The sequence below is a fragment of the Roseateles noduli genome (genome assembly GCF_050626985.1).
In the GTDB taxonomy this organism is placed as follows: Bacteria; Pseudomonadota; Gammaproteobacteria; order Burkholderiales; family Burkholderiaceae_C; genus Roseateles; species Roseateles noduli_A.
Genome location: NZ_CP192463.1, coordinates 1,371,124 through 1,392,235, shown reverse-complemented (window position 1 = coordinate 1,392,235; position 21,112 = coordinate 1,371,124). Strand labels below are relative to the sequence as shown.

The 21,112-nt window shown below is 70.2% G+C and carries 20 protein-coding genes and 1 pseudogene; 8 read left to right on the top strand and 13 right to left on the bottom strand.

What is annotated here, in order from left to right; translation table 11 throughout:
* The first annotated feature begins 19 nt into the window (after window positions 1-19).
* From ACQ4L4_RS06220 to ACQ4L4_RS06210, 3 genes are all read left to right on the top strand, one after another.
* Complete coding sequence (locus tag ACQ4L4_RS06220) at window positions 20-526, top strand: dihydrofolate reductase (protein WP_431103363.1); 507 nt, start codon at window positions 20-22, stop codon at window positions 524-526.
* 86 nt (window positions 527-612) lie between these two features.
* Window positions 613-1,191, top strand: coding sequence for a DUF4337 domain-containing protein (locus ACQ4L4_RS06215; RefSeq protein ID WP_431103362.1), 579 nt, complete (start codon window positions 613-615; stop codon window positions 1,189-1,191).
* 142 nt (window positions 1,192-1,333) lie between these two features.
* Complete coding sequence (locus tag ACQ4L4_RS06210; protein ID WP_431103361.1) at window positions 1,334-3,010, top strand: hypothetical protein; 1,677 nt, start codon at window positions 1,334-1,336, stop codon at window positions 3,008-3,010.
* Between the two features lie 107 nt (window positions 3,011-3,117).
* Here the strand turns inward: ACQ4L4_RS06210 and ACQ4L4_RS06205 are convergent, their stop codons facing one another.
* Together ACQ4L4_RS06205 and ACQ4L4_RS06200 are read right to left on the bottom strand one after the other, a co-directional pair.
* Window positions 3,118-3,735: a 2-dehydro-3-deoxy-6-phosphogalactonate aldolase gene (locus ACQ4L4_RS06205; RefSeq protein ID WP_431103360.1), complete on the bottom strand. Its 618-nt coding sequence runs from the start codon at window positions 3,733-3,735 to the stop codon at window positions 3,118-3,120.
* Complete coding sequence (locus ACQ4L4_RS06200; RefSeq protein ID WP_431103358.1) at window positions 3,732-4,646, bottom strand: 2-dehydro-3-deoxygalactonokinase; 915 nt, start codon at window positions 4,644-4,646, stop codon at window positions 3,732-3,734. Before ACQ4L4_RS06200 ends, ACQ4L4_RS06205 begins: the two co-directional genes overlap by 4 nt.
* 173 nt (window positions 4,647-4,819) lie before the next feature.
* On the opposite strand from ACQ4L4_RS06200, the gene ACQ4L4_RS06195 reads away from it, so the two are divergent.
* On the top strand, window positions 4,820-6,460 hold the full coding sequence (locus tag ACQ4L4_RS06195; protein ID WP_431103357.1) for an SMP-30/gluconolactonase/LRE family protein: 1,641 nt from the start codon (window positions 4,820-4,822) through the stop codon (window positions 6,458-6,460).
* A 115-nt stretch (window positions 6,461-6,575) separates the two neighbouring features.
* Here the strand turns inward: ACQ4L4_RS06195 and ACQ4L4_RS06190 are convergent, their stop codons facing one another.
* Complete coding sequence (locus ACQ4L4_RS06190; RefSeq protein WP_431103356.1) at window positions 6,576-7,490, bottom strand: SDR family NAD(P)-dependent oxidoreductase; 915 nt, start codon at window positions 7,488-7,490, stop codon at window positions 6,576-6,578.
* A gap of 265 nt (window positions 7,491-7,755) precedes the next feature.
* On the opposite strand from ACQ4L4_RS06190, the gene xth reads away from it, so the two are divergent.
* Window positions 7,756-8,520 (top strand): exodeoxyribonuclease III, encoded by a 765-nt coding sequence (gene xth / locus ACQ4L4_RS06185; protein ID WP_431103355.1) that lies wholly within the window; start codon window positions 7,756-7,758, stop codon window positions 8,518-8,520.
* 27 nt (window positions 8,521-8,547) lie between these two features.
* On the opposite strand, the gene ACQ4L4_RS06180 is transcribed toward xth, so the two are convergent.
* The gene (locus ACQ4L4_RS06180; RefSeq protein ID WP_377155302.1) at window positions 8,548-9,039 is read right to left on the bottom strand and encodes a MarR family winged helix-turn-helix transcriptional regulator; all 492 of its coding nucleotides are present in this window, start codon (window positions 9,037-9,039) and stop codon (window positions 8,548-8,550) included.
* Between the two features lie 108 nt (window positions 9,040-9,147).
* Here ACQ4L4_RS06180 and ACQ4L4_RS06175 point away from each other — a divergent pair, with 108 nt between their 5' ends.
* On the top strand, window positions 9,148-9,726 hold the full coding sequence (locus tag ACQ4L4_RS06175; protein WP_431103354.1) for a PaaI family thioesterase: 579 nt from the start codon (window positions 9,148-9,150) through the stop codon (window positions 9,724-9,726).
* 167 nt (window positions 9,727-9,893) lie between these two features.
* Here the strand turns inward: ACQ4L4_RS06175 and ACQ4L4_RS06170 are convergent, their stop codons facing one another.
* Together ACQ4L4_RS06170 and edd are read right to left on the bottom strand one after the other, a co-directional pair.
* Window positions 9,894-10,529, bottom strand: coding sequence for a bifunctional 4-hydroxy-2-oxoglutarate aldolase/2-dehydro-3-deoxy-phosphogluconate aldolase (locus tag ACQ4L4_RS06170; protein ID WP_431103353.1), 636 nt, complete (start codon window positions 10,527-10,529; stop codon window positions 9,894-9,896).
* Between the two features lie 105 nt (window positions 10,530-10,634).
* Window positions 10,635-12,455 (bottom strand): phosphogluconate dehydratase, encoded by a 1,821-nt coding sequence (edd, locus tag ACQ4L4_RS06165; protein WP_431103352.1) that lies wholly within the window; start codon window positions 12,453-12,455, stop codon window positions 10,635-10,637.
* A 354-nt stretch (window positions 12,456-12,809) separates the two neighbouring features.
* Between edd and ACQ4L4_RS06160 the strand changes: the two genes are divergently transcribed.
* A complete protein-coding gene (locus ACQ4L4_RS06160) occupies window positions 12,810-13,433 on the top strand; it encodes a gamma-glutamylcyclotransferase (protein ID WP_431103351.1) in 624 nt (207 codons plus the stop codon).
* A 45-nt stretch (window positions 13,434-13,478) separates the two neighbouring features.
* On the opposite strand, the gene ACQ4L4_RS06155 is transcribed toward ACQ4L4_RS06160, so the two are convergent.
* Window positions 13,479-14,123, bottom strand: a complete 645-nt coding sequence (locus ACQ4L4_RS06155) for a nucleotidyltransferase family protein (protein WP_377155307.1) — start codon at window positions 14,121-14,123, stop codon at window positions 13,479-13,481.
* A 189-nt stretch (window positions 14,124-14,312) separates the two neighbouring features.
* Here ACQ4L4_RS06155 and pdxH point away from each other — a divergent pair, with 189 nt between their 5' ends.
* Window positions 14,313-14,948, top strand: coding sequence for a pyridoxamine 5'-phosphate oxidase (gene pdxH, locus ACQ4L4_RS06150; RefSeq protein ID WP_431103350.1), 636 nt, complete (start codon window positions 14,313-14,315; stop codon window positions 14,946-14,948).
* Window positions 14,949-14,951: 3 nt separating this feature from the next.
* Here the strand turns inward: pdxH and ACQ4L4_RS06145 are convergent, their stop codons facing one another.
* The 6 genes and pseudogenes from ACQ4L4_RS06145 to msrA form a co-directional block, all read right to left on the bottom strand.
* Complete coding sequence (locus ACQ4L4_RS06145; protein WP_431103349.1) at window positions 14,952-17,111, bottom strand: TonB-dependent receptor; 2,160 nt, start codon at window positions 17,109-17,111, stop codon at window positions 14,952-14,954.
* Between the two features lie 151 nt (window positions 17,112-17,262).
* Window positions 17,263-17,790: a hypothetical protein gene (locus tag ACQ4L4_RS06140; RefSeq protein WP_431103348.1), complete on the bottom strand. Its 528-nt coding sequence runs from the start codon at window positions 17,788-17,790 to the stop codon at window positions 17,263-17,265.
* A 15-nt stretch (window positions 17,791-17,805) separates the two neighbouring features.
* Window positions 17,806-18,282 carry a DUF3299 domain-containing protein gene (locus ACQ4L4_RS06135; protein WP_431103347.1) on the bottom strand — a complete coding sequence of 159 codons (477 nt, stop codon included), beginning with the start codon at window positions 18,280-18,282 and terminating at the stop codon, window positions 17,806-17,808.
* A 214-nt stretch (window positions 18,283-18,496) separates the two neighbouring features.
* Window positions 18,497-19,708, bottom strand: a complete 1,212-nt coding sequence (locus tag ACQ4L4_RS06130) for an FtsX-like permease family protein (protein ID WP_431103346.1) — start codon at window positions 19,706-19,708, stop codon at window positions 18,497-18,499.
* Window positions 19,705-20,511: an ABC transporter ATP-binding protein gene (locus tag ACQ4L4_RS06125; protein WP_431103345.1), complete on the bottom strand. Its 807-nt coding sequence runs from the start codon at window positions 20,509-20,511 to the stop codon at window positions 19,705-19,707. The genes ACQ4L4_RS06130 and ACQ4L4_RS06125 overlap by 4 nt, the downstream gene beginning before the upstream one ends.
* Window positions 20,511-21,085 (bottom strand): annotated as a pseudogene (gene msrA, locus ACQ4L4_RS06120) (peptide-methionine (S)-S-oxide reductase MsrA). The gene ACQ4L4_RS06125 and the pseudogene msrA overlap by 1 nt, the downstream one beginning before the upstream one ends.
* Between the last annotated feature and the right edge of the window lie 27 nt (window positions 21,086-21,112).

The window sequence follows — 21,112 nt, the reverse complement described above, 5'->3', positions numbered from 1 at the left end:
GCGTTCCGCCTGAAACCCCATGCCCCACCTGACCCTCATCGCCGCCCTCGACCGCGCGCGCGGCATCGGCCGCGACAACGCACTGCTGGTCCGCCTGCCCGAGGACATGGCGCGCTTCAAGGCGCTCACGATCGGTCACACGGTCATCATGGGACGCAAGACCTGGGACTCGATCCCCGCGAGGTTCCGGCCGCTCGTGCAGCGCCGCAACCTCGTGCTGTCCCGGCAGCCGGGGCTCGTGCTCGACGGCGCGGAGGTCTTCGAGACCCTCGACGCGGCGCTCGCCGCCTGCTCGGCCGACGAGGCCGTGTTCGTCATGGGCGGCGCCCAGGTCTACGAACTCACCCTGCCCCGCGCCGACGCCCTGGAACTTACCGAGATCGACGCCGCCTTCGACGCCGACGCGTTCTTCCCCGCCGTCGATCCGCAGGTCTTCGCCGAAGTGCGCAGAGAGCGTCACCACAGTCCCGCCGATCGCGGCCACGGCTGGCACTACGACTTCGCGCGCTACGAGCGCCGGCGCTGACGCCTGCGCCCCGACGCCCGCCGCGGCCGTCCTGGCGCCTCGGCCGCGCCCCCGCCTTCCTCATCGACTTCCACTTTCCGAACCCCATGTCCGGCAACCATTTCCACGTCCACGGTCCGCACGACCACGAACTCGAACACGCCGCGCAGCACGAGCCCAACGGCCTCGCCGGCCAGCTGGCGGTGATCACCGCCGTGCTGGCCACGCTGGGCGCGTGCTTCTCGTACATGGGCGGCGCCACGCAGGCCAACGCCGGCCTGTTCAAGAACAACGCCGCGATCACCAAGACCGAGGCCGCCAACCGCTGGAACTACTTCCAGGCCAAGAGCAGCAAGCAGAACCTGGCCGAGTTCGCGCTCGACCTGACCCCCAGCGAGGAGCAGCGGGCCAAGTACCGCGACAAGATCGCCCGCTACGAGACCGAGAAGAACGACATCAAGGCGCAGGCCGAGAAGCTCGAGGCCGAGTCCGCCGCATGGGACCACAAGAGCGACGAGCAGTTGCATCTCCACCATCGCTGGGCGCAGGCGACGACGGCCTTGCAGGTCGCCATCGCGCTGGCCGCGATCGCGCTGCTGACCAAACGCCGCTGGATGGAGTTCGCGACGCTGGGCGCCGGCGCGATCGGCATCGGCCTGGGCGTCGCCGCCTGGCTGCACGTCTGATCGCAGGTCGCACCACACGGGCGATCGCGGCCCCCACCGCCGGGGGAGATCACTCAAGTTCCTGAGCGCCCGGCCGATAGCGAAGAGATCACCGCCACGCCATCAGAGCACCGCGGGATTGCCGCCAGGGAGGCGCTTCGCAATGACCCTCATCACCTCGACCGGCGCGAGCGTGCTCGACCGCATCGCCGCCAGCCGCACGGCGTCGACCTACCGCCCCGCGGGCGTGTCGGCGCAGGCGGCCAGCGCCGCCGCCAGGACCGCGGCTTCCGCGTCCTCGGCGTCTGCCGACTCGTCCGCCTCGTCCGCCTCATCCGCCCCCACGCGCCTGACGCTCGATACAGCGGCCGCCAGCGACCTCGTCTACGCGAAGCCGAAGACGCCGGGGTTCGGCCCCCAGCGCTTCTGGGCCCATGCGCGCGACGACAGCCTCAGCGAACTCATGACCCGCAACAGCGGCAAGGACGCCGTCACCTTGTCCGACCGCTGGCGCGGGCTCGGCAGCGGATTGCTGAAGCAGTTGGCGGACACCGGGACGGCGTACAGGCAGACGCTCGCCGACTACGTGCCGCCCGCAGACGGCGTCAGCGCGGTGGACGGCGCCAGCGGCAGTGAGGCCGCCGCGGCGGCCGCGGCGCTCCAGGAGCAGGCCATCGGTGGCGTCAGCACGAACGCCGCCGAGGTGAATCTCAAGATCCAGACGCGCTCCGGCCACACCATCGAGCTCACGATCGGCGTCAACAGCGGCGACCAGGGCGGCACGCGCGGCCTGCAGGTCGAGGTCAAGAGCTCGGGCGCGCTCAGCAGCGCGGAGCGCAAGGCGCTCGCAGAGCTGGGTGACGGACTCGACCGCGCCCTCGAAGGCCTGGGCGAAGGCGCGCCCACGCTGGACCTGTCCGGACTGATGGCCTTCGACCGCGGCGGCGTACTGTCCGGGCTCGATCTGAAGGTCGAGAACCCGAACGCGCCGGCCGACGTGCCCGGCGTGATGCGGGCGTTCTCGCTGCATCTGGGCACGGACACGAAGTCGGTGTCGATGCGCACCACCAGCGGCGAGATGAACCTGGAGGTCGACGCCACGCCGCCCAAGGGCGGCGTCAACAACGGGCAGCGCTGGTCCGCCATCGATCAATTGCTGAAGCAGATCGATGCCGCCGCCGACCGCGGCCACGCCGACGCCGCCATGACGAAGTCGTTCAAGGACGCGTTCCAGCAACTGCAGGCGCCGCCGGTCGATGGCGAGGCGTCGAGCGCCGTGCCCGTCGGCGCGAACGACGCCGCGAAGCCCAGCGCCATCGCCGTCAACACGACGGCAGCGAAGGCCGCCGCGGCGGACGAGGCCGTCGCGGCCATGCCGCCGATGAGCGACGGGCTGCGATCGCAGGTGCAGTCGCTGCAGAGCGGCCTGGCGGACTTCAAGGCGGACCTCAGCGCCGACTCCCAGCGCACCAGCCGCATCGGCAGCATCAAGGAAGCCGGCCACGCCGACTACAGGATCGGCCAGACCACCACCGAGCGTCCGAACACGGTGACCGGCGGCCGCGCGATCACGCAGACGCAGACCGAGGAGATGGACGCCCACTTCGAGAAGTCGCGCACTTTCACGCTGGACCGCGACAACGGCAACTACGACGCCTCCACGGTCAAGGACAGCAAGACCGTCACGACGCTGATCGACACGGTGAAGGACTCGCTCTCGCGCGCCCTGCGCAAGACCGACGAGCAGCGGCTCAAGACCTTCACGCAGGTCGAGAACTTCAAGGCCACGGCGCACAACGAGTGGCCCTCGCAGCGCAGCGTCACGGAACGTCTGCGCTGAGCCGACGGCAGGCGTGCCGGCCAGGACCAGGCCACGCCCGATCGGCCACCCGCCGGCGGCATATCGGCCACACGCCGGCCGCACATCGGCCGCACATCGGCCGCGTGTCAGCCGGGCCCCGCCCGAAGCCCGGCGGCGTCCCAGGCGAGCCGCATCGCACGGGCACGCTGGCGCAGTTCCGCGGCGGCGATCCCCGGCGTGTACAGCGACGACCCCAGTCCCGCGCCGCTGGCCCCGGCTTCGCGGAAGCTGCCCAGATTGTCCCGACCGATGCCGCCGACGCCGAACATCGGCGTCCCGTCCGGAAACACCGCCCGCCACGCCCGGATCGCCGCCGGCCCCAACGTGTCGGCCGGAAAGAGCTTGAGCGCATCCGCCCCCGCCGCCAGCGCGGCGAAGCCTTCGGTGGGCGTGGCCACGCCCGGCATCGATCGCAGGCCCAGCGCCTTGCTGCGGCGGACCACGCCCGGATTCACATTGGGCGACAGCACCAGCCGTCCGCCGGCCTGCTGGACCCGGGCCACGTCGCCGACGTCGAGCACGGTGCCCGCACCGATCTCCGCCTCCTGCCCGAAGCGCCGGGCCAGCAGTTCGATGCTCTCCAGCGGACGGGGCGAATTCAGCGGCACCTCGATGATCCGGATGCCGTGCTCCAGCAGGATCTCGCCGACCGCCAGCACGTCGTCGGGAAGCACGCCCCGCAGGATCGCGATCAGGCCGTTCATGCGGCTTCCTCCACCAGCCCGGCCAGCACCGCGATGCGCCATTGGCCGCGCGCCGTGGCGTCGGCCGGCGCCGGCGCCGCCACCGTGCCGGCGCGTCGCAACACCCGCTCATAACGCGCGCACAGGTCAGGCTCGCCCAGCAGCTTGATGCCGCCTTGTGGCCAGTAGGCCAGCGCGCTGCCGACCTCCGCGCCGATCAGCAGGCCCGACAGGAAGTCCGGCAGGCCCTCCGGCGGCACGCGGCCCAGCAGACTGGCCGCGCGGGCGGCAAACAGCACCACGGACAGGCGGTCGTACTGCGCCAGCCCCAGCGCCGCGCCTTCGTCGAAGCAGTCGAGCCGCTCCCCGTCGAAGCGCATCAGCTTGGCCAGCATGCCGTGCCGGGTGAGCAGCGCATACAGCTCGCCGGTCAGGCTCGTCTCGAAGCTGGTGACCCGACCCCAACCGTCCAGCCTGGCCCACTTGCTGTGCGTGCCCGGCAGCAGGCAGCACGCGGGGTCGCCCGGCTCCAGGCCCCAGAGCTGGGTCTCCTCGCCGCGCATCACGTCCTCCTGCCCCGACGGGGACTGGCACCGCAGCCCGGGCACGATGTGCAGCACCGCGCCGTCCGTCAGCGTCACCTTCACCAGCGCGCCCGCGGCATCCAGCGCCGTCGCGGGGCATTTCAGGTAAGGCGCCTCCACCCATCCTTCACGGGCGCCGATCATGCCGTTGGCGATGAGCGGTACCGGACTCCCCCGGAGCCAGCCGCCGCACAGCGACCGCAGGGCGGATTCGAACGAGCGTTCCTGCAGGTTCAGCAAGCCCTGCGCGCTGGAACGGATTTCCACCACTTTCCCCTGCCCGTCGAACAGGCGCGCCCGCAGATTGGAAGAACCCCAATCCAAGCTGATCAAGGCAGCGGATTCCATGCTCCTCCTCCTGAAGTTTCAATAGATGGAACTATAGCCAGCTTCGGCGTGGCCGAAAGACGAAATGCCTACAATCGCGCGATTCAAAAGTTCCGGGGAGCGGAAGACAGGACATGTCAACGGGAGATCGATCCGCGAACGGTCCACAGGGCCTCGGGGTCCTGGAAAAGGCGATGGGCCTGCTCAACATCGTGTCCGCCAAGCGGGCGCCGATGACCTTCACCGACCTGTTGCGCGCCTCGTCGCTGCCCAAGGCCACGCTGCACCGGATCCTGGGCACGCTGGTGCGGGAAGGCCTGCTGCGGCACGACCCCTACAACAGGAGCTTCCAGCTGGGATTCCGGCTGCTTGAGCTGGCCCACGAGGTCTGGAGCGATTTCGACCTGCGGCTGGCCGCTCAGGACGCGCTGGTGCGGCTGCGCGACAAGCTGGACGAATCGGTGCAGCTCTCCGTGCTGAACGGCCAGCAGGTCGTGGTGGTGGCCAGCGAGCAGGCGGGCCGCGACCTCGCGCCCGTGTCCAGCGTCGGCGTGCGGCTGCCGGTGCACGCCACCGCGGCGGGCAAGGCCATCGCGGCCAACCTCGACCCGCTGCGGCTGCGCCATCTGCTGGAGCACCTGGACTTCCACGCGTTCACGACGAACACGCTGCGCGACGCGGCCGACCTCCAGGGCGACCTGGCGCTGGCCCGGGCCCGGGGGTATGCCATGGATGAGGGCGAGTTCGACGTGACCAGCGTCTCCGTCGCCGCGCCGATCTTCGATTACGAGGGGCGCCCGATCGGCGCCCTGTCCGTGACCGGACCGGCGTCCCGCCTGGCCGGCGCCCGCGCCCACAGCCTGAGCGCGGCGCTGATCGCCACCGCGCGGGGCATCTCCCACGCCGCCGCCGGCGACGCCACGACGATCGCGATGTCCGGCAGGCCCGCGCCCGCCGCGCCGCAGGTCGACGTGCGCTGCATCAACGAGACGCGGGCGCTGCTCGGCGAAGGACCGATGTGGTCGCCGCGGGACAATGCGCTGTACTGGGTCGACATCCTCACGCCGTCGGTGCACACCCACCGCGCGTCCGGCGTCAACACCGAGATCAAGCTGGGCACCATGGCCAGCGTCGTCATCCCCAAGGCCACCGGCGGCCTGCTGGTGGCGACGCCGGGCGGACTGATGACGCTGGATCCGGACACCAAGCGCATGAGCCTGCTGAGCCACCCCGAGGCCGACCGCCCCGGCAACCGCTACAACGACGGCAAATGCGACCGTCGCGGCAGGCTCTGGGTCGCCTCGATGGACATGGGCACGGCGGCCAATCGCGGCAGCCTGTTCCGTGTCGACGCGGACGGCTCATGGAAGCGGATGGACACCGGCTTCACCGTGCCCAACGGCCTGGGATGGAGCCCGGACGACCGCAAGATGTACTTCACCGACACCTATCGCCGGACGATCTACCAGTACGACTTCGACCTCCTGTCCGGGACGATCGCCAATCGCCGCGAACTCATCGTCTTCGGTGCCGACGACGGCCGGCCGGACGGCCTCACGGTCGACGACGCCGGCTGCCTGTGGGTGGCGCTGTGGGACGCGTGGCACATCGCGCGCTTCTCCCCGGACGGCCGCGAGATGCATCGCATCCGCATGCCGGTGCCCCGCCCCACCAGCTGCTGCTTCGGCGGCGCCAGCCTGGAGACGCTGTATGTCACCAGCGCCTCCGTGCGCCTGAGCGAGGAGGCGCTGGCCAACGCGCCCCTGTCGGGCTCGCTGTTCGCGCTGGAGATTCCCGACGTGCGGGGACTGCCCGAAGCGACGTTCGCGGGCTGATGGGCGCGCGGCTCCCCGAGGGCTGACCAAGACGCAGGACTCGCCGTCGGCAACCTGCGGATCCACGCCCTGGCTCACGGGGAGGACACCGAAGATCCGGCGCACGCCCTGGCGTTCAGGCCTCGCCATGGGGGCTCTCCGGGGTGGCATCGGGGTGGTCGATGATGTCGAGGCAATCAAGGCGTTCGGCGCGTTCGGCGCGCTCGACGGTCTCGGGGCGCTCTGGGGGCGGCTCGATCGGCGAGCGCCCCCACCAGCCGCGGACGCGGGTGGACAGCAGCGCGCTCGCGGCCATCGAGGTCAGCCCACCGTCCACCACCAGGTCGGTGCCGGTGATGAAGGACGCTTCATCGGACGCCAGGAACAGGACCGCGGAGGCGACGTCCGCGGGCGTGCCGATGCGCCCCGCCGGATAACACTCGCGGTTGAGCCGCATGTCGCGTTCGGTGGCGCCGCGCAAGGTCCGCTCGGTGGCGATCAATGCCGGCGACACCGCGTTGCAGCGGATGCCGCGGGGGCCGTACTCGACCGCGATCTGCTTGGTCAGCGCGTGCACGCCGCCCTTGGCCGCCGTGTAGGCCGCCAGGCCCGGATTGGCCACGATCTGATGGATGGACGCCAGGTTGACGATGGCGCCGCCCCCGCTGGCCAGCATCGCGGGAATGGCGCCGCGGCAGAAGCGGAAGGTGGCGCCCAGCGCGGAGTCCAGCGTGGCGGCCCAATCCTCGTCGCTGCAGTCGACGACGCTGTGCTCGCGGTACGACACCGCGTTGTTCACCAGCAGATGCAGCCCGCCGAAGCCGTCGCGCGCATGACGCAGCGCCTCGTCCACCGTGCGTTGCGCGTGCGCGTCGCGGCACAGCAGATGCACGGCGCTGGTATCCAGACCCCGCAGCGCATCGCGCGCGGCGACTTCATCCCATTCCACCGCCACCACGCGGGCGCCTTCGCGCACGAAGCGCCGCAGCACGGCCCGCCCGATGCCGTGCCCGACGCCGGTGACGATCGCGACCTTGCCTTCCAGCCTCATGATTTGACCGCTCCGCGCCGTGACCTTGCTCCATGGGTTCCGTTTAATGGAACTTTATCGACGGCGCGATTCTGCCATTCGCACAAGTTTGAAAATTCGGGGGTTAACCCTTTGCACCCCCGCCGCGGACTGCGGTCGCAGACAAGCGACGGGCGTGTTGCCTGTCTGGCCGGTGTTGGCGATGGTGGTGCGATCAAGGGGTGACAATCAGGCCCATTCCTCTCGCCTGAACTCCGACGCGCGGCCCACCGCGCTCCGCCCGCCCATGAAATTCGCCACCTGGAACGTCAACTCCCTGGCCGTGCGCCTGCCGCAGCTGCTCGACTGGCTGGCCGCCAACCCGGTCGATGCGCTCGTGCTGCAGGAGACCAAGCTCACCGACGACAAGTTTCCGACGATGGAGATCGCCGACGCCGGTTACCAGGTCCAGTGGTTCGGTCAGAAGACCTACAACGGCGTGGCCCTGCTGAGCCGGACGCCGGCCCGGGACGTGGTCAAGAACATCACCGGCTATGCCGACGAGCAGGCGCGGCTGATCGCGGGAACGGTGGGCGATGTGCGCGTGATCGGCGCCTACTTCCCGAACGGCCAGGCGCTGGACAGCGACAAGTTCGTCTACAAGATGGCCTGGCTGGACGGCCTGCGCGCCTGGCTCGCCACCGAGATGCAGCAGCACGAGCAGCTGGTGCTGATGGGCGACTTCAACATCGCCCCCGAGGACCGCGACTGCTACGACCCGGCCGCCTTCGTCGGCCAGACGCACACCTCGCCGCAGGAGCGCGCGCACTTCCAGGCGCTGATCGACATGGGGCTCACCGACGCCTACCGGATGTTCGAGCAGCCGCCCAAGAGCTACAGCTGGTGGGACTACCGGATGCTGGGCTTCCAGAAGAACAAGGGCCTGCGCATCGACCACATCCTGGTGAGTGCGGCGCTGAAGTCCAGGGTCACCGCCTGCACGATCGACCGGCAGATGCGCAAGCTGCCCAAGCCGAGCGACCACGCGCCGGTGATCGTCACGATCGACTGAGCGCCCTGCCGGAGCGTTCCGCGCCGGTCAGTCCGGCGCGAGCTCGCCGCGCATCAACGCGGCGCATTCGTCGAGCAACGCATGCAGGCGCTGCACGCGCTCGTCGCCGAGGCGCTCGTTCAGCGAGAGCTGCGCGCGCTTCCATGTCGCCTTCATCTGTCTGCGCCGCGCGTGGCCCTCTTCCGTCGCCTGCAGCTGTCGGCTGCGCGCGTCCGCGCCGGGCAGCGTCTCCACCAGGCCCAAGGCCTGGAGCGGCTGCACGTTGCGCGACAGCGTCGAGAGATCGATGTCCATGCGCCGCGCGAGCTCGCTCGGCTGGATCGGCCCCAGCACCACGATGTGCGACAGCAGCGCGTACTGCGTCGTGGTCAGACCGGACTCGGCGAACTGGGCCTCGCAGTGGTTGGACACCAGCCGCGTCACCTGACGCAGCTTGAAGTTGGTACAGCCCTTGGGCGAGATCGGCTCCGCCTGCGTCTGCGAAGGCGTTGTCTTCGAGGGAGAGACGGAAGCGCTCATTGGAGTGATCTCTCGAGGTGTCGCCGGGAGGCTTGACAGCGGAAGATTGTAGCTGCAACCATTGCATCCACAAGCTTTCACCCAGGCCCACCGCCACAGGACTCCACCATGAGCGCAGCACTGACACCCTCGCCCACCGCCTCATCCGTCGTGTCGCACGACGAAGCGCTGGCCCAATGGCAGGCGGAAGAGAAGGAGGTCCGTGCCCGGCTCCGCCCCGAACACGGGGTGGCCACGATGGCTGAGATTGCCGGCATGGACGGTCTGGCGCAGATGCTGGCGATGCTCGACGGCAAGTTGCCGCCGCCGCCGATCGCGCAGACGCTGGACTTCACGCTGCTGCGTGCGAGCAAGGGCGAGGTGGTTTTCCAGGGCACGCCGAAGTTCCGGCACTACAACCCGATGGGCACGGTGCACGGCGGCTGGTACGCGACCTTGCTGGACTCGGCGCTGGGCTGCGCGGTGCACACGACGATGGACGTGGGCCGCGCCTACACGACGCTCGAACTGAAGATCAACCTTGTTCGCGCGCTCAACGAGAAGGTGCCGGTCGTGCGCGCCATTGGCCGCGTGCGTCACGTCGGCCGCCAGATGGCGACCGCCGAGGCGGATCTGATTGGTCACGACGGCAAGTTGTATGCACACGCCAGCACCACGTGCCTGGTGTTCGATCCCCCGAAGCGCTAAGCCCGTAGCCGCTCACCCGCCCCGTGGGGGCGGGCCGGGGTGGGGTGACTTCTGCCCCGCCCGCTTGGAGGGCGGGGATGGGGTGGGAGCGAAACGATAAAGAGGGCTTCCAGAGTCTCGTTCACCGGGTGAATGGAGGCTTCCAGAGCCTCCTTCACCGAGTGATTTCAAGCGCGCAGCGCGCTGGCTTCCTTGGCCAGTTGCGTGATGCGGCCCCAATCGCCCGCCTTCACCGCATCCGCCGGGGTCAGCCACGAGCCGCCGCAGACCTTCACGTTCGGCAGCGCGAGGAAGTCCGGCGCCGTCTGCACCGTGATGCCGCCCGTCGGGCAGAACGCGACGTCCGGGAACGGTCCCGCCAGCGCCTTCAACAGACTCGTGCCGCCGACGGCCGTGGCCGGGAACAGTTTCAGGAAGCGGAAGCCGGCGTCGCTGGCCATCATCACCTCGCTGGCCGTCGACACGCCCGGCAGCAGCGGCAGGAAATGCGCCGAGCAGGCGCCCGCCACATCCATCGTGAAGCCGGGACTGACGGCGAAGCTGGCCCCGGCCTTCTTGGCCGCGATGGCATCGGCCGAGGTGCGCAGCGTGCCGGCGCCGACGAGCGCCTCCGGCACCTCGCGCGCGATCGCGGCGATCGCCTCCAGCGCGACCGGCGTGCGCAGCGTCACCTCCAGCACCTTCACGCCGCCCGCCACCAGCGCGCGGGCCAGCGGCACCGCGTCCTCGACGCGGTCGATGACGATGACCGGAATGACCGGGCCGTGTTCGGCCAGGCTCAGGGTGTCCTTGATGGCAGTCATGGGAATGTCCTTGTAGTCGATTCAGTCGCAGTCGATCGGATTCGATCGGATTCAGTCAGCGTCGATATCGAACGGCGCGACCGGTCGGTGGCGGTCAGCACGGCCTCACAGCCAGCTGATCGCGCCCTCCTCCGCCGTCGTGACGTTGCGCCGCATGCCGGCGAACAGCTCACGGCCCAGGCCGGCGCCGTTCTCGATCACCGCGTCGGCGGTGATCTGCGCCAGCTCGCGGCGATCCCACTCGGCGGCCGGCACCAGCGCGCTCAGCACGCCGGTGTTGGCGCAGACGCGCACCAGATCGCCGTCGCGCAGCTTGGCCAACGGACCGCCGGCCAGCGCCTCGGGGCTCACGTGGATGGCAGCGGGCACCTTGCCCGACGCGCCGCTCATGCGCCCGTCCGTCACCAGCGCCACCTTGAAGCCCTTGCCCTGCAGCACCGCCAGCGGCGGCGTCAGCTTGTGCAGCTCCGGCATGCCGTTGGCCTGAGGCCCCTGGAAGCGGACCACGACGACCACGTCGCGCTCCAGCTCGCCCGCCTTGAACGCGGCCTGCATCGCTTCCTGGCTGTCGAAGATGCGCGCCGGTGCCTCGACCGTGTGCCGGTCCTCCGGCACCGCGGACACCTTGATCACCGCGCGGCCCAGGTTGCCCGCCAGCAGCTTCAAGCCGCCGGTCGGCGAGAACGGCGCGGCGGCCGTGCGCACGACGGTGTCGTCGCCGCTCTTGGCCGGCAGGTCGGTCCAGGTGACGGAGCCGTCGTCCGCGCGATGCGGCAGGCGTCCGAAGGCGCTCAGGTTCTGGCCCGACACCGAGGTCAGCACGTCGCCATGCATCAGCCCGGCGCCGATCAGCTCCTTGATCACGAAGCCCGGGCCGCCGGCGGCCTGGAACTGGTTCACGTCGGCGCTGCCGTTCGGGTACACGCGCGACAGCAGCGGCACGACGCCCGACAGCTCGGAGAAGTCGCTCCAGTCGATCAGGATGCCCGCCGAGCGCGCCACCGCGACCCAGTGGATCAGGTGGTTCGTCGAGCCGCCCGTGGCCAGCAGCGCGGCCATCGCATTGACGATGCTGCGCTCATCGACCATGCGGCCGATCGGCGTGTAGTCGCGCTGCGGAATGATCTTCAGCGCCTGACGCACCGCTTCGCGGGTCAGCGCCTCGCGCAGGCCGTCGTGCGGATGGACGAAGGCCGCGCCCGGCACGTGCAGGCCCATCGCCTCCAGCAGCATCTGGTTGCTGTTGGCCGTGCCGTAGAAGGTGCAGGTGCCCGCGCCGTGATAGGCCTGGGACTCGGCCTGCAGCAGTTCGTCGCGGCCCACCTTGCCTTGCGCGTAGAGCTCGCGCACCTTGGCCTTGTCGTTGTTGGACAGCCCCGAGCTCATCGGTCCCGCCGGCACGAACACGCAGGGCAGATGCCCGAAGTGCAGCGCGCCGATCAGCAGGCCGGGCACGATCTTGTCGCAGATGCCCAGCAGCAGCGCCGCGTCGAACACATCGTGCGACAGCGCCACCGCCGTGCCCATCGCGATCGTGTCGCGCGAGAACAGGCTGAGCTCCATGCCCGGCGTGCCCTGCGTGACGCCGTCGCACATCGCCGGCACGCCGCCGGCGACCTGCGCGGTCGCGCCCAGGCGATGGACCTCGTCGCGGATGATGGCCGGGTAGGTCTCGTACGGCTGGTGCGCCGACAGCATGTCGTTGTAGGCCGTGACGATGCCGAGATGCGGCGCCTTCTCCGCCACGATGCGCAGCTTGTCGTTGGCCGGCATCGCGGCCACCGCATGCGCCACGTTCGCGCAGCCCAGGCGTTGCACGCCGCGCTGCCGACCCGCCATGCGCTCGATCAGGTCCAGATAGCGCTCGCGCGACGCGGCGCTGCGCGCCTTGATCCGCGCGGTGACATCCAGAATGGTCTTGTTCATGCCGACTGCCGATGTAACTCGGCCAGGGTTAGATTGGTAACCATATTACACGCCCAGGAGGCCCAACGACTCTCCAACAGGCGTTTCCCGGGTACAAGCTGGTTACAGAAACGTTCCGGGAGCCACCAGGATGCGGCACGCCACGTTCCCACGCCGCAGTCCTCGGTAGCACACCCATTGCAGTCCTCGGTTCCAAACCCATCGCAGTCCTCGATAGCAAAACCGTAGCAGGAAGCAGATGGTCGGGGGCGGGAGGGCGTGGGGTTTTGGCGCTTGACGCCAAGGCCCCATGCCCTCGCGACCTGCGCACCGATCGTTGCAAGCAAGCGGCCCCGCTATGGCAGCATCTCTTCCATGATCGCCGACCCCCTCGCCGAAGCCAGACTGGAAGACCTGCCCGCCCACAGCCAGCAGTTGCTGGAGGTGGCGGAGCGCACCTGGGACCGCGAGCACGGCCTGATGATGTTCGCTTATGGCTCCCTGATGTGGAACCCGGGTTTTGACCCTGCGCAGACGCTGGTGGCCAGGGTCCAGGGGTATCACCGCGCGCTGCGGTTGCGCTCGCTGGTGAACCGCGGCAGCACCGAGCAGCCTGGTCTGGTGATGACGCTGCTGTCGGGCGGCAGTTGCCGGGGTTTGATGTACCGCGTCGAACCCAAGGACAGCGAGGCGACGCTGCGTCGTCTGTGGCTGCGCGAGATGGTGGTCGGCACCTATGTGCCGCGTTGGTTGGACTGTCATTGCGCCGACGGTCTGGGCACGCGCAAGGCGCTGGCCTTCACGCTGTCGCGACGCAGTCCGGGCTGGGTCGGCGATATCGCCGACGACCGCTTGCTGCACATCCTGCGCCACGCGCGTGGCCGTTACGGCACGACGCTCGATTACCTGCAGCGTGCCGTGACCTGCCTGCGGGAACACGGCATCCGCGATCGCGCGTTGGAGCGGCAGCTGGCGCTGGCGCGTTCGAACGGTCTCTGAGACCAATGGCGGGAGGGCTTCGGAGCCGCCCGATCGACGCCCGCCTCAGCCCAAGGACCGCAGGCCTTCGCTGCTCGGACGCGGCTTCGACGGATCGACGGCCAGGCGCTGCAGGTCCTCGACGGTGTCGACGTCGATGAGCACCCCCGGATCGTCGACGTCCACGGCCTGTGCCGGATAACGCGCCAGCAGCCGGCGCGCGCCCTCGTCGCCCTGCAGGCTGGTGAGCTCGGAGAAGAGTTCCGCGTTGAACCCTACCGGATGTCCGCGCCGTCCGCGGTGCTGGGCATACGCGATCGGATCGTGCTCGATCGCCTGCGCGACGGCCGTCAAGGTGGTCGACCGCACCATCGGCATGTCCGCGGGCAGGATCAGCCAGCCGGGCGCGTCCCCGGTCGCGGCCACGCCGGCCGCGATCGAATGCCCCATGCCCAGCGGCGCGGGGCGCCCGAGGCGGTCCTGGTCGGGCAGCACCAGCATGTCGCGCGAGGCCACATGGCGTCGGACCAGAGGCGCCAACGCGGTCGAGGTCACCACGAGCATCGGCAGGCCGGAGGCCATCGTCTGGCGCAAGGTCAGCGCCAGCACGGTATCTCCGTTCAAGACCTGTTCCAGCTTGTGGCCCTCGCCGCGAAAGCGCTGGCCGCGCCCTGCCGCGAGCACGACGACGGCGGGTCGTCGCTGATTCATGCGAACTTCCTTCTGGTTTGGTCCCGATCCCCCTGGGCCGGCTCTGTGGCGCGGCTGGATGGGAGCAAGCATGCCTGTGGCGCGAAAGCGCTCCCACCCGGAGTTTCACGATTGGGAGCTCTACTTAAGGGATGCCCTGCATAACTCCCCCCGGCAGAGCATCCCGAGGATTCACCCGATACTTGCAAGATGGACAAACTCTCCGACCTTCGAAAGAGCTACGAGCGCGCCGAGCTCGACGAACAGCAGTCCGCGGGCGAGCCGCTGCGCCAGTTCCGCGAATGGTTCCAGCAGGCGCTGGACGCCCAGGTGCCCGAACCCAACGCGATGACCCTGGCAACGGTCGGGCCGGACGGACGTCCGTCCACGCGCATCGTGCTGATCAAGGACATCGAGGAACGCGGCCTCGTCTGGTACACCAACTATGACAGCCGCAAGGGCCGCGAGCTGGCGCTGCATCCGTTCGCCGCCCTGCAGTTCCACTGGGTCGAGCTGGAACGCGTCGTCCGCATCGAAGGCGCCGTCGAGCAGGTCGACGCGGCGCAGTCGGATGCGTACTTCGCGTCGCGGCCGCTGGACTCGCGCCTGGGCGCATGGGCGTCGCCGCAGAGCCAGGTGATCTCGTCCCGCGCGGTGCTGGTGGCCAACGCCGCGAAGGCCGCCGCGCAGCACGGATTGAATCCGGGCCGGCCGCCGCACTGGGGCGGCTACCGGCTCGTGCCCGAGCGCTGGGAGTTCTGGCAGGGGCGCAAGTCGCGGCTGCATGACCGGCTCGTGTATCGCCGTGAAGGCGACGAGTGGGTCCGCGAACGGCTCGCGCCTTGACGCTCAGAACTTGACCTGCAGCCCTGCGAAGAGGCTGCGGCCGGGCAGCGGCGTCAGCTCGCGGATCGTCTGCACGCTGCTCGCGTTGTAGGCGAGCTTGTTGGCCAGGTTGTCCAGCTTGAGGTACCACATCGCGTCCAGGTTGCCGATGTCGAAGTGGCGCGCGATGTTCAGACGCAGGATGCCGTAACCCGCCGTCGGCGTGTCCAGCGTCGGCACGCGGTCCTGGCGCATCGCGCCGCGCAGTTCGGCCTGGACCAGCCACGGGCCACGTTCCGCCTGGATCGAGACACTGCCGCGCACCGGCGCCAGGCGCGGCAGCGGCTCGTTGGTGTCGCGGTTGGTGCCGCGCACGAGATCGATCGTCGTGCCCAGCGTCAGGTCCCAACCCGCCAGCCTGGGCAGCGGCTGCTTGCCTTCCAGCTCCACGCCGTGCATCCGGGCACGCACGCCGCGGTAGAGGTACTCGGGCACCGATTCGATGCCGCCGTCCTCACCGACCTCGTCGATGCTGCGGCCGCTCGCGTCCAGCGCGATGTAGTTGGAGAAACGCGTCTGGTAGACCTGCACGCTCCACTTCGCGTCGCCCTGCTTCCAGTGCAGGCCGAGGTCGACCGCCTTTGCGCGCTCCAGGCCCAGGTTGATGTCGCCGACCTCGTAGGCACCCGACGCCACGTGCACGCCGTTGGCGAAGAGCTCGTAGAAGGTCGGCGCGCGCTGGCTGCTGCTCAGGTTGCTCGACAGGCTGAAGCCGTTGCCCAGCTCGTAGGCACCGCTCAGCGAGAAGCTCTTCGGGCTGAAGCGCCGCGTCACCGGGTCGCCGAAACGCTCCTCGTCGCCGCCGGTCGAGCCGATGTTGACGCGCTCCGCGCGCGCGCCGGCCTGCAGACTCCAGGGACCCGAGCGGAACTGCTCGATCAGGAACAGCGCGTTGTTGCGGGTCTTGGTGCCAGGGACCAGCGCCTCCTCGCCGAGGGCAGAGAAATCGCTGAGTTCCCATTGCCAGCCGAGCACGCCCTGCATCGACCCCCAGTCGCCCTGGAAGGCGGCATGCGTCGCCTCGACGCGGCCGTCCTTGCCGTCGGACGAGAAGACGGTGCCGACCTCGCCGCTGCCCTCCACTTCCTGGTGCTTGTAGCGGCTGCTCGCGAACTGCCAGGTCACGCGCGCCAGGCCCGGTAGCGGATCGCGCCATTCGCCGGCGGTCGCGAGGCGCTGACGCTGCATCTCGATGCGCACGTCGGGCTCGACGGTGACGCCGTAGTCGTTGTGATAGTCCTCGACCGACACGCCGGCATAGCCCTGCGAGAACAGCAGCGAGCCGCCCACCGCGCCGCTGCGGCCGTGGCTGTCGGAATTGCGGACGTGCGTCGACGAGCCGTCCTCGCTCTCGAAGCGCGGCACGCGCTGGTCGTCGGCGCGGCGGTCGGCCGCGTCCACGTGCCAGGCGAAGCCCGTCGTGCCGCCGTCCAGCACCACGGCGCCGCCGCGTTCCTTCGAGGCCCCGCCCAGGCGCAGCTCCGCCGCGCCGTTCAGGCCGGGCTGGGCCAGGCGCGGGATGCGGTTGTCGATCGCATTGACGACGCCGCCGATCGCATTGCCGCCGTACTGCAGCGCGGCCGCGCCACGCAGCACCTCGACGCGCGTCAGCACCAGCGGATCGACCGGCAGCGCGTGGTCGAAGCTCAGGCTGGACGCATCGACGGAAGCGCCGGAGTTGCTGAGCATCCGGACACGGTCACCGTCGAGCCCGCGCATCGTCGGCCGGTTGCTGTTCGGGCCGAAGTAGGTCGAGCCCACGCCGGCCAGGCCGTCCAGGGTCTCGCCGAGGCTGGCGCCGCGCTTGAGGGTCAGCGCGTCGCCGCTCAGCACCTGCACCGGCGCGGCGAGTTCCCGCTGGCTCAGCGGATTGCCCGTCACGACGACCACGTCGAGCTTGTGCTTGTGAGGCCGATCGGCACCGCCGGATACGGCGCCGGCATCGGCCGGGGCCGGGTCAGCCGCCGCCGCGGCAGGGGCCGCCGCGGGCGCGGGCGGGGCCTGCTGGGCCCAGGCGCCGCCTGCGGCGACGCTCAGCGCGACGGCCAGCAGCGTGGGTTGGAAAGGGGCGCGCGACGGCGCCGACGAACGGATCAAACGGATCGACGTGGACAGGATGGCCATGGAAACACTCTCGAGCACCGGCGGCGGAACGCCGCGGCGCCATCAAATTCTTGGAGGGCCCGTGCCGGCGCGCCGCGACGCCGGAGGCAGGCGCGAACGGCCCGGTCGCGCCGGAGGGCGCGCCTGAGCAAGGGCGGAATCGATGGAGGTGTCAGGCTCTCGGCGGACCGCGAGCGCTCTTGCGCCACTGCTGCGCGAGCGTGGCGTCATGCGGCGGGTCGATGCCGGTGGGGATGTCCGGCGGCAGCGCGGCCCAGGCGGACGCCTGGACGATGGGACCCAGCACATGGCTGAGCTGGTCGAGCAGTTGGCAGTCGGGCGTTCCGGCCGCGTGACCGAAGCGCGGTGTGTTGCCCTCGTCCGCCATCACGGCGATAGCGATGCCGCCAGCGGTGGGGAGGTTCTCGCCGCCGCCCTCGGACGTGGCGGTTGCGGTTGCGGTTGCGGTTGCGGTTGCGGTTGCGGTTGCGGTTGCGGTTGCATCGACAGTGTCGACCGCCGCTTCAGCCGCCGCGGCGAGTGCCGCGACCGTGAATGCCAGACGCGAGGACGCGGCGGGCGATCCGTGCAGCGTCCGGTGCACCAGGCCGAGCGCCTGGAAGCCCATCACCGCGGCCACGCACAGCCAGATCCACCAGCGCTGCTGGCGGGTCGTGGCAGAGGCGGTCAGGCGGGACATCGGTGTCAAGCGGCGTCAGCGCGTCGCGCGGACGGCGTCCGTCACGCGATAGAACATGCCGTAGGGATCGTCGTTGAGGACGGCCATCTGACCCTCCACGGTCACGACGTCCAGCGTATAGCGCACCGGTGTCTTGCTGCGGACCTCGACCAGGCCTTCCGGTCCGGCCGGCACGCAGAACGAGCAACTCGTCGGCACCGACGACAGCAGGAAGTGGCTCTGCTTGTCGCCCGGCTCCAGCGGCATCATGAATCCCTGGACCCTCACCGTGCGCTGGTTCAGCGCCAGCACGCCGGACGGGAAACTCGGGGTGACCTTGCTCTTGTCCGCCTTCACGGTGACCGAGGACAGCAGCTTCCAGCTGACGACGCCCTCGACCTCCTGCAGCGGCTTGAAGGGGCTGCGCGGGTCGTGATAACCGGGGCCGGAGCCCATCGGGACCGCGCCGCCGGAAGCCGCCGGCGCCGCCTGCGCGAAGACGGCGCCCCCCATGACGATCGTCACGAACGCGATCGCAGCCCGGCGGGCGCGCGTTGCAGCGGAGGTGATGCGAGTGCTCATCGAGGGCGGTGGCGTCAATGCGGCCTGAGGGCCGCGTGAAGCTCGCCATTGTGCACTGGCTCGGTGACCGCCCGAAGCAAGGTCCGGGCGAGCGGCGACCAGCGCCGGATCGGGCGGGCGGTCGGTGCAGCCGCCTCGGCGCCACTCAGCGCGGCGTCTGGAGCAGTTCGGTGACGTCGAGCCGATAGCCGCGCCACGCCGGCCACGCCGCGGCAAGCACCGCCAGCCCGAGCGCCAGCGCCGGCACGAGCGCTTCCCACCCCGACACCCAGGCGCCGGAGATCCGCACCGACTGCTGCTGCGCCAGCACCGCGCCCAGTCCCGCCGTCAGCGCGTGGGCCAGACCCAGTGCCAGCAGCGTGGCGAGCCCCGCCAGCATCAGCGCCTCCATCGCGATCAGCGCGGCCACGCGCGCCGGCGTGGCGCCGAGCATCCGCAGCATGGCGAGATCGCCCTGGCGCTCCCGCACCGCGTGCAGCAGCGCCACCAGCACCGACAGGGCCGCCGCCAGCAGCAGCACGCCGCCGAACCCGCGCAGCACATCGACCCCCACGCCGACCATGCTCAGCAGCCGCGCCGTTTCCAGCGCCGGCACCGACGCCTGCAGGCCCGGCTGCGCATTCACCCAGCGCGGCAGCATCACCGCGGCCAACGGGCTGCGGTAGCGGACCAGCACCATGCTCACTTCCAGCGAGGCCTCGTCGTGAGGCGCGGTCTCGCCGTGCCCATGCGCCGCGTGCGCCTCCCAGACGGACGCGAGGTCCGTCAGCACGAGCCGGTCGACCACGCCGCCCGTCGGTGCCAGAACGCCGACGACCTCGTAGGCCTCCTCGTGCTCGTCGCCGCCGGACGCCAGTCCGTGCGTGCCGTGGAACCGGTCGCCCGGCTTCAACCCGGAGCGCCCCGCCACCTCGGCGCCCAGCACGGCCTGCATCGGCGCCTTCCAGGCTTGGCCCTGGGCCAGGGCGAGCTGATAAAGCGCCAGATAGTCGGCCGTCGTCCCGACGATGCGGAAGCCCTGGACGCTGTCGCCGAGCGAGATCGGCACCGCCTGTGCGACCAGCGGCTGCGCGCGCAGTTGCGACACGGTGGCCAGCGGGATGTTGCCGGTCGACTGGTCGAGGTGGAACACGCCCGCCAACAGGATCTGCATCGGGCTGCCCTTGGCGCCGACGACCAGGTCGATGCCGCCGAGATCGCGCTTGAGGCCCTGCTCCATCTGCTCGCTGACCAGGACGACGAACCCGATCGCCGCCAGGCCGAGGCTCAGCAGCATCAGGTTGAGCGCCGTCAGCATCGGGCGCGCCCAGAGGTAGCGCCACGCGAGGCGCGGCAGGTTCAACGGCGCTCGGCTCATGAGGTCGAGGTCGTCGATGTCACGGAAGAAGCGGCGCTCCGGCTCGGGAGTCGCAGTCGATACGGCTCGGGCCAGTCGACCCAGGCCGCCTCCACCCGTGCGTCATGCGAGGCGATGACCAGATACACGCCGTGCTCGGCGGCCGCGCGGCGCAACAGCGAGAGCGTCGCCTCGCAGGCCTCGTCGTCGAGGTTGGCGGTGGGCTCGTCGGCGATCAAGATGCGCGGGGCGCGCAGCAGCGCCCTGGCGAGCGCCACCCGCTGCGCCTGCCCCTGGCTGAGCGCATGCGGCCGGCGATGCTCCAGCGCGCCGACGCCGAGTTCATTGAGCAGGCGCCGGATGCGCGGAAGGTCCGGCGCCAGACCGGCCGCCACATAGGGCAGCGAGAGGTTGTCTCGCACGCTGAGCGACGGACTGAGGTGCAGCCGTTGCGGCACGAAGCCGAGGTACTCCCCGCGCCACGCGTCGCGCTGGGCGGGAGGCATCCGGGCCACCTCCATGCCGGCCAGCATCAGATAACCCGCCGACGGCGTCAGCAGCCCCGCCATCAGCGCGAGCAGGGTGCTCTTGCCGCTGCCCGAGGCGCCGCGCACCAGCAGATGCCCGCCGGCGGGCAGCGCGAAGTCCGGAAACTGCAGGTCGAACTCAACGCCGAGGTCGACGCCCTGCCCCGACCGGCCCGCGCCGCCGTAGCGGAAGCGCAGCCCGTCGCAGGCGATCATCGGCCAGCCCTCCGGCCGCTCCGACGTCCTGGCCGCCTCGGCGGACTTCACGCCGCCGGCCGTCCCCGCCGCTTCCGACATCAACCTGCCGCCTCGTCCTTCAGCAGTTCCTTGAACTTCTTGGCGAACTTGTCGACCTTGGGCGCGACGACGAACGCGCAGTAGCCCTGCTCCGGATGGTTGGCGAAGTAGTCCTGGTGATACGCCTCGGCGGGCCAGTAGTTGTCTTCGGGCTGGACCTCGGTGACGACCTTGCCGCCGTGGGCGCGCTGGGCCTCGTCGACGACCTGCCGATCACGCCGAGCTGCTCCGGCCGCGTGTAGTAGATGCCGGACCGGTACTGGGTGCCGACGTCGGCGCCCTGGCGGTTCAGCGTGGTCGGGTCGTGGATGGTGAAGAAGACCTGCAGCAGATCCTCCAGGCTGACGACCTGGGTATCGAAGCGCACGCGCACGACCTCGGCATGACCGGTGGTGCCGGAGCAGACCTGCTCGTAGTTCGGGCTGGCGAGCGGCCCGTTGGTGTAGCCGGACTCCACGCCGAGGACGCCCTTGACGCGCAGGAACACCGCCTCGGTGCACCAGAAGCAGCCGCCGCCGAGGGTGATGAGGTCCTCGCCGGGCTGGAGTTGGACGGGGTTCGGGGTGGTGGTCATGGCGAAGTCCTCATGAATCGGTCGGCC

What these genes read in the sequence shown, in the direction of transcription:
- ACQ4L4_RS06220 (WP_431103363.1), top strand. Translation starts at nt 20, where the DNA reads ATGCCCCACCTGACCCTCATCGCCGCCCTCGACCGCGCGCGCGGCATC.
- ACQ4L4_RS06215 (WP_431103362.1), top strand. Translation starts at nt 613, where the DNA reads ATGTCCGGCAACCATTTCCACGTCCACGGTCCGCACGACCACGAACTC.
- ACQ4L4_RS06210 (WP_431103361.1), top strand. Translation starts at nt 1,334, where the DNA reads ATGACCCTCATCACCTCGACCGGCGCGAGCGTGCTCGACCGCATCGCC.
- ACQ4L4_RS06205 (WP_431103360.1), bottom strand. Translation starts at nt 3,735, where the DNA reads ATGAACGGCCTGATCGCGATCCTGCGGGGCGTGCTTCCCGACGACGTG.
- ACQ4L4_RS06200 (WP_431103358.1), bottom strand. Translation starts at nt 4,646, where the DNA reads ATGGAATCCGCTGCCTTGATCAGCTTGGATTGGGGTTCTTCCAATCTG.
- ACQ4L4_RS06195 (WP_431103357.1), top strand. Translation starts at nt 4,820, where the DNA reads ATGGGCCTGCTCAACATCGTGTCCGCCAAGCGGGCGCCGATGACCTTC.
- ACQ4L4_RS06190 (WP_431103356.1), bottom strand. Translation starts at nt 7,490, where the DNA reads ATGAGGCTGGAAGGCAAGGTCGCGATCGTCACCGGCGTCGGGCACGGC.
- xth (WP_431103355.1), top strand. Translation starts at nt 7,756, where the DNA reads ATGAAATTCGCCACCTGGAACGTCAACTCCCTGGCCGTGCGCCTGCCG.
- ACQ4L4_RS06180 (WP_377155302.1), bottom strand. Translation starts at nt 9,039, where the DNA reads ATGAGCGCTTCCGTCTCTCCCTCGAAGACAACGCCTTCGCAGACGCAG.
- ACQ4L4_RS06175 (WP_431103354.1), top strand. Translation starts at nt 9,148, where the DNA reads ATGAGCGCAGCACTGACACCCTCGCCCACCGCCTCATCCGTCGTGTCG.
- ACQ4L4_RS06170 (WP_431103353.1), bottom strand. Translation starts at nt 10,529, where the DNA reads ATGACTGCCATCAAGGACACCCTGAGCCTGGCCGAACACGGCCCGGTC.
- edd (WP_431103352.1), bottom strand. Translation starts at nt 12,455, where the DNA reads ATGAACAAGACCATTCTGGATGTCACCGCGCGGATCAAGGCGCGCAGC.
- ACQ4L4_RS06160 (WP_431103351.1), top strand. Translation starts at nt 12,810, where the DNA reads ATGATCGCCGACCCCCTCGCCGAAGCCAGACTGGAAGACCTGCCCGCC.
- ACQ4L4_RS06155 (WP_377155307.1), bottom strand. Translation starts at nt 14,123, where the DNA reads ATGAATCAGCGACGACCCGCCGTCGTCGTGCTCGCGGCAGGGCGCGGC.
- pdxH (WP_431103350.1), top strand. Translation starts at nt 14,313, where the DNA reads ATGGACAAACTCTCCGACCTTCGAAAGAGCTACGAGCGCGCCGAGCTC.
- ACQ4L4_RS06145 (WP_431103349.1), bottom strand. Translation starts at nt 17,111, where the DNA reads ATGGCCATCCTGTCCACGTCGATCCGTTTGATCCGTTCGTCGGCGCCG.
- ACQ4L4_RS06140 (WP_431103348.1), bottom strand. Translation starts at nt 17,790, where the DNA reads ATGTCCCGCCTGACCGCCTCTGCCACGACCCGCCAGCAGCGCTGGTGG.
- ACQ4L4_RS06135 (WP_431103347.1), bottom strand. Translation starts at nt 18,282, where the DNA reads ATGGGGGGCGCCGTCTTCGCGCAGGCGGCGCCGGCGGCTTCCGGCGGC.
- ACQ4L4_RS06130 (WP_431103346.1), bottom strand. Translation starts at nt 19,708, where the DNA reads ATGAGCCGAGCGCCGTTGAACCTGCCGCGCCTCGCGTGGCGCTACCTC.
- ACQ4L4_RS06125 (WP_431103345.1), bottom strand. Translation starts at nt 20,511, where the DNA reads ATGTCGGAAGCGGCGGGGACGGCCGGCGGCGTGAAGTCCGCCGAGGCG.